We start from the raw sequence: 6421 nt of genomic DNA on the forward strand, positions 1-6421 counted from the left end.
TCCTCGGGAGGCGGAGGCGGGGGATTTTGGTTCCCGTTGCCAGAATCGGAACCGCAGCCAAGGACCGCGAGAGAAGTCGCCGCGAACGCGGCTGTGAGAAGACGAGTGCGAAGCATAGAAACCTGACTCACTTTCCCGGACCCGAGCGAGGGTCGTCAAGCGCACGGCAGCTAGTCGAGTGCCCGTGGATGTGGCGCATGCTAGCCAGGGCGCAGCCGCTTCACAAGAGCGTCACAGAGCGCAGCGCAGCGCACACGACAGGAGTGAAGCCGTACGATGCAGCTTCACGAGCGACGCAAAGCATCACGAAGACGCGCCTCGTTTCGTGACGCGCGCCTATCCTGAAGCGAGCTCGCCCGAGCCGTTGAAACTCCGAGGCAAGATCGATCGTGGCAGCCGAGTTCGTTCATCTCCACGTCCACTCGCAGTACTCGCTGCTCGACGGGGCCCTCAAGATCAAGGACCTCGTCAGCAAGACGAAGGCGCTCGGGATGCGCGCCGTTGCCCTGACCGATCACGGCAACATGTTCGGCGCGATCCAGCTCTACAAGGCGTGCAAGGACGCGCAGGTCGGCGCCATTCTCGGCTGCGAGGTGAACGTCGCGCGGCCTCGGACCACGCGCAGCGAGGTCCCGAGCGGCAAGAACGACGACGCGCCGGTCGATCACCTCGTGCTGCTCGCGTCGAACCTCGAAGGCTACAAGAGCCTCGTTCGAATCGTGTCCGAGGGGCACGTGACGCCCATGAGCGGAGCTGCGCCGAGCGTGTCGCTCGACTTCATCGCGCAGAACAACAAGGGCCTGATCGGCCTCTCCGGTTGCATGGGCGGCGTGCTCGCGCAGCGCGTGCTGGAGGAGGGCGAGGAGGAAGGGCGCGCCGCGATGGGTCGGCTCGTCGAGGCGTTCGAGCCGGGCAGCCTGTACGTGGAGCTGCAGGATCACGGGCTCGTCGAGCAGCCAGTGCTGAACGGGATCCTGACGCGGCTCGCGAAGGATCGTGGCCTGCCGATCGTGGCGACGAACGACGCGCACTTTGGCAGCCGCGACGACGGCGAGGGGCATCTCTACCTGTCGTGCATCGCGGCGAACCGCTCGTATGCGGACGCGTTCGCGGCGCATCACCAGAGCTTCGAGATGTTCCTCAAGTCGCCGGACGAGATGGCGCACGTCTTCCGCGACCACCCGGAGGCCATCAAGAGCACGCTCGAGATCGCCGAGCGGTGCGCGGGGCTCAAGCTGAAGCTCGGGCAGCCGATGCTGCCGACGTTCGCGCTGCCGGAGGGGTTCGATACGAACTCGTACTTCCGGCACGTCTCGCACGAGGGGCTGACGAAGCGCTTCGAGGAGTTCCAACGCGGGGGCAAGACCGTCGACCAGGAGGCGTACCGCAAGCGCCTCGACATGGAGCTCGACGTCATCATCGGGATGAAGTTCCCCGGCTACTTCCTGATCGTCTGGGACTTCATCCGGCAGGCGAAGGAGATGGGGATCCCGGTGGGACCGGGCCGCGGCTCGGGCGCGGGCTCGCTCGTGGCGTACGCGCTGCGCATCACGGATCTCGATCCGATCCCGTACAACCTGCTCTTCGAGCGCTTCCTGAACCCGGAGCGCGTGAGCATGCCGGACTTCGACGTCGACTTCTGCATGGATCGGCGCGACGAGGTGATCCGGTACGTCGCCGAGAAGTACGGCAAGGATAGCGTCGGGCAGATCGCGACGTTCCACGAGCTCAAGGCGAAGAGCGTCATCAAGGACGTCGCCCGCGCGATGAGCTTCCCGCCCGCCGAGGCGCAGAAGATCGCGAACCTGATCCCGCAGAAGGGGCCGGGGCAGACGTACACGATCCCCGAGTCGATCGAGATCGAGCCGAAGCTCAAGGCGCACATGGAGAGCGATCCCTCCGTGCGCGAGTTGCTCACGCAGGCGCAGAAGCTCGAGGGTCTGACGCGGCACGCCGGCATGCACGCGGCCGGCATCGTGATCAGCGAGGGCCCGCTCTGGGACCACGTGCCGTGCTTCCGGAACGGCGAGGCGCTCGTCACGCAGTACTACAAGGACGACGTCGAGCAGGCGGGCCTCGTCAAGTTCGACTTCCTCGGCCTGAAGACGCTCACCGTGATCGACATCGCGGTGCGGCTCATCCGCGCGCGGCCCGATCAGAAGGGGACAACACCGGCCAAGGCGTTCGACATCAACGCGGTCTCGCTGGAGGACGAGGAGACGTTCCACCTCCTGCAGTCGGGCGAGACGACGGGCGTGTTCCAGCTCGAATCGAGCGGCATGCAGCAGCTCTTCAAGGACCTGCGCCCGACGAACTTCGAAGACATCGTCGCCGCCGTCGCGCTCTACCGCCCCGGCCCGCTCGGCACGGGCATGGTGAAGGACTTCGTCGACTGCAAGCACGGGCGCAAGCCCATCGCGAAGATGCACGACCTCGTCGACGATCTGCTCAAGCCGACCTACGGCGTCATCGTCTACCAGGAGCAGGTCATGCAGATCGCGCAGCAGCTCGCCGGCTACACGCTCGGCGGCGCCGACCTGCTCCGCCGCGCGATGGGCAAGAAAAAGCCCGAGGAGATGGCCAAGCAGAAGTCCATCTTCGTCGAGGGCTCCTTGAAGAAAGGGGTGTCCGAGAAGGACGCCGATACCATCTTCGGGCTGCTCGAGTTCTTCGCGGGGTACGGCTTCAACAAGAGCCACTCGGCCGCGTACGCGCTCATCACGTACCAGACGGCGTACCTCAAGCGGCATTATCCGGTGGAGTTCCTCTGCGCGCTGATGACCGCGGACCGCGACAAGATCGAGAAGGTCGTGCGGATCATCGCGGAGGGCCGCGCCTGGGGCGTCGACATCCTCCCGCCCGACATCAACGAGTCGAACATCGACTTCTCGGTCGTCTACAGCGAGCCGGGCAAGGCCACGAAGAAGGTCGGCCGGAAGGCGCCGAGCAAGATCAAGGACGCCGACCCGTACGATCCGAAGATCCGCTTCGGCCTCGGCGCGATCCGCGGCGTGGGCGAGTCGGCGCTGGAGGCGGTGCTCGAAGCGCGCACCTCGGGCGGCGCGTTCGCCGATCTGTTCGACTTCGCCCAGCGCGTCGATGCGCGGCGTGTGAACAAGGGCGTGCTCGAAGCGCTCACGCAATCGGGGGCGTTCGACGCGACGCTCTTGCCACGCGGGGTCACGCGGGCGCGCGCGTTCGCCGCGCTGGATCAGGCGCTCGAACGCGCGCGAAGCGCGAGCAAGGATCGCGAGCGCGGGCAAGGATCTCTGTTCAGCCTCTTCGCGAAGGCGGCGCCCGAGGCCGAGCAGAAGCTCGACGAGTACCCGCAGTGCGAGCCGTGGGATCTGCGCGAGATGCTGGTGCGCGAGAAGCAGTCGCTCGGCTTCTACGTCTCGGGGCACCCGCTCGATCGGTACGGCACGGAGCTCAGTCGCTTCGAGGTGATCGCGGCGAGCGCGCTGCCACATAAAGATCCGTGGTCGAAGGTGCGCGTCGCCGGGATGGTCGAGGGGTACCGCGAGCGCATCTTCAAGGGCGGCGGCGGCAAGATCGCGTTTTTCCACCTCGAAGACACGAGCGGTCGTGTCGAGGTGAAGGTGCGCGACAAGCAGATCGAGACGTACGGCACGATCCTGCAGGGCAACGAGCCGGTGCTCGTCTCGGGCAAGGTGAGCTTTCCGCAGGTGGAGGAGGGCGCCGAGGACGAGCAGGCCGCGCCGCGGGAGCCGACGCTGATGCTCGACGAGGTCGTGCCGCTCGCGGACGCGATCCGCGCCGAAACGAAGAGCGTGCGCATCCGCGTGCAGGCCCGGAAGGCGACGCGCGATCACATCGGCAAGCTGCGGGACGTGCTTGCGTCGAGCCGCGGCGTTTGCCCGGTGCACCTCTTGATCCAGCTCGACGACGGGGCCGAGGCGGTGCTCGCGCTCGGGCGTGATCTCACGGTGACGCCGAGCGACGAGATGCTGGCGCGCCTGGAGAAGCTCTTCGGGGAGAAGGTCGCGGAGCTGCGCTAGCTCGACGAAGCCGTGGACTTCACCATCGTGTCGAGGCGCGGCTCGACCGAGACTTTGTCTTCCTGGTGCTTGAGCAAGAGGCCGAGCGTGTCGCGCGCGAGGTCCGGATCGAGCTTGCTCTTGCCGAGCAGGACGAGCGCGCGCGCCCAGTCGAGGGTCTCGCTCACGGCCGGCGCCTTGCGGAGGTCCATCTTGCGCAGCTCGCCGATGAACGCGACGAGGTGCGCAGCGAGCGTGTGATCGATGCCCGGAACGACGAGCTCCAGGATCGCGAGCTCGCGCGAGGACGACGGGTAGTCGAGGAAGGCGTGCAGGCATCGCCTGCGGAGCGCCTCGGTCATCTCGCGCGTGGCGTTCGTCGTGAGCAGCACGAGCGGAGGGTGCTTGGCGCGGAAGGTGCCGAGCTCGGGGATCGTGACTTGCAACTCGGAGAGGATTTCGAGGAGGAACGCCTCGAACTCGGGATCGGCGCGATCGACCTCGTCGATGAGCAGGACGACGGGCGCCTCGCTGCGGATCGCGGCGAGCAGCGGGCGGGAGAGGAGGAAGTGCTCGGTGAAGAAGGACGCCTCGCTCCTGGCCACGATCTGCGCGGCGTTCGCGATGGACGCGCCGTGCGTCTCCGCGGCGATCGCGTCGCGGAGGAGCTGCGTGTAGAGCATCTGCTTGGCGTAATCCCACTCGTAGAGGGCCTTGGCCTCGTCGAGGCCCTCGTAACACTGCAGCCGGACGAGCGGACGGCCGAGCGCCTGGGCGGCGGCGCGGGCGAGGTCGGTCTTGCCGACCCCCGCGGGCCCTTCGAGCATGAGCGGGCGCCCCATGCGCAGGGCGAGCCAGAGGGAGAGGGCCGTGGCGGGGTCGCTGAGGTAGCGGGCCCCGCCCAGGGCAGCCGTGAGCGCCTGGGGAGAGGCGATCGGATCGGGGGAGGCGGTCACGGGGAGCACGGTAGCATGGCCATCCCCGCGGAATGCCGAGGCATGTCCCGCTCGTGTCCTGCTATAAACCGAGCAGATGGGCGAGGACGGCCACGATCTCGTGCGCGTGGACGGCACGGGTACGGCGCACCCAGTCGGCAAGCTGGCGAGCCAGCGAATGCGCGCGCGACAAGGCGCGTTCCGACTGATGCCGGCGCCCGCGCACGTGGTCGTCATGCGTCGCGCGGAGGCGGCCGAGGCCGGGAGCTTGCGGCTCTGCGGCGAGATCACGAGCGCGAGCGCGCTCTGCGACATCGTGTCGATGATCGGCCAGAGCGCGTGGACCGGCGAGCTCGCGATCTACGACGGCGCGACGAACCGGAGCATCTTCTTCGAGCACGGCGCCGTCGTGGGCGCGCACTCGAGCGCCGAAGGAGAACGGCTCGGCGAGATGCTCTACCGCTACGGCGCGCTCTCGCTCGAGCAGCTCCAAGAGGTGGCGAAAGCCGTGACGGGCGACGTGCGCTTCGGCGAGATGGCAGTGCGCATGGGGCACATCTCGCGCGAGACGTTGTTCCAGCTCATGGGCCGGCAGGTCGAGGAGATCGTCTACGCGGTGATGCGCGCCGAGAGCGGGATGTTCTACTTCCTCGATCGCTTCGACGAGGCGCGGCTGACGTCGCGGCAGAACCTGGGCGTGAGCGGCCTCTTGATGGAAGCGGTGCGGCGCATGGACGAGATGCGCTACTTCCGCGAGCGCATCCCATCCGCCGAGCACGTGCCGGATCGCGTGCCGGATCGGCCTTCGCCGAGCGAGGGGGATGTCGTGCAGATCTACGAGGCGATCGACGGCGTGCGCTCCGTCGCCGACATCTGCCGCGCGGTGGGGCAGGGGGAGTTCGAGGTCACGCGGCAGGTCTTTCAGCTCGTGCAAGCTGGCTGCGTGACGGTGCGCGCGCCGCGGCCCACAGGGCCGGCCGCGATCGTGGCGCTCTTCAACGAGGCGATGTCGATGGTGATGCACGAGGTCGACGCCGTGAAGCGAGGCGACGAGGTCCGGCAGCACCTCGCCTCGTTCGCAACGGGCGCAGGCATCTACGACGCGCTCTTCATGCGCGCGGGGCCGCGGCCGGACGGGACGCTCGACGACGCGCAGATCATCGAGAACGTGGCGATGCTGGTCGGCCCGGACCAGGCGGAGCCGATGCTCGCGCAGTGGCTCTACGACTACGTGTCGTTCGCGATCTTCATCGCGGAGCCGGTGCTGCGCGAGGCATCGACGCGGAGCGGGGCAGGGGCGCCGCTGCTCGCGAAGAGCGTCGCGGACATCATCGCGCCGCTCGCGGTGGGGGGCCCCGGTCGGCCCTCCACAGCGTAGCGCCGGGGTTTCACCCCGGACCCGACCAGGGGTTGTCCACCCCTGGACCCGGACCAGGCGCGGCCTGGACCGAGGTTCGATGAACTGCGCGATGCGCAGTTCATCGAACG

At 67.8% G+C, this 6421-nt stretch carries 3 protein-coding genes; 2 read left to right on the forward strand and 1 reads right to left on the reverse strand.

Going from position 1 to position 6421, the window contains the following annotated elements:
* Positions 1 to 389 precede the first annotated feature (389 nt).
* Positions 390 to 4019, forward strand: a complete 3630-nt coding sequence (dnaE, locus tag QHF85_RS12410) for a DNA polymerase III subunit alpha (RefSeq protein WP_281327351.1) — start codon at positions 390 to 392, stop codon at positions 4017 to 4019.
* On the opposite strand, the gene QHF85_RS12415 is transcribed toward dnaE, so the two are convergent.
* Positions 4016 to 4954 (reverse strand): MoxR family ATPase, encoded by a 939-nt coding sequence (locus QHF85_RS12415; RefSeq protein WP_281327352.1) that lies wholly within the window; start codon positions 4952 to 4954, stop codon positions 4016 to 4018. The genes dnaE and QHF85_RS12415 overlap by 4 nt on opposite strands.
* A gap of 76 nt (positions 4955 to 5030) precedes the next feature.
* Between QHF85_RS12415 and QHF85_RS12420 the strand changes: the two genes are divergently transcribed.
* On the forward strand, positions 5031 to 6311 hold the full coding sequence (locus QHF85_RS12420) for a DUF4388 domain-containing protein (RefSeq protein WP_281327353.1): 1281 nt from the start codon (positions 5031 to 5033) through the stop codon (positions 6309 to 6311).
* Positions 6312 to 6421 lie beyond the last annotated feature (110 nt).

The sequence above is a fragment of the Polyangium sp. 6x1 genome (assembly GCF_029946515.1).
Taxonomy (GTDB): Bacteria; Myxococcota_A; Polyangia; order Polyangiales; family Polyangiaceae; genus Polyangium.

What these genes read in the sequence shown, in the direction of transcription:
- QHF85_RS12420 (WP_281327353.1), top strand. Translation starts at nt 5,031, where the DNA reads ATGGGCGAGGACGGCCACGATCTCGTGCGCGTGGACGGCACGGGTACG.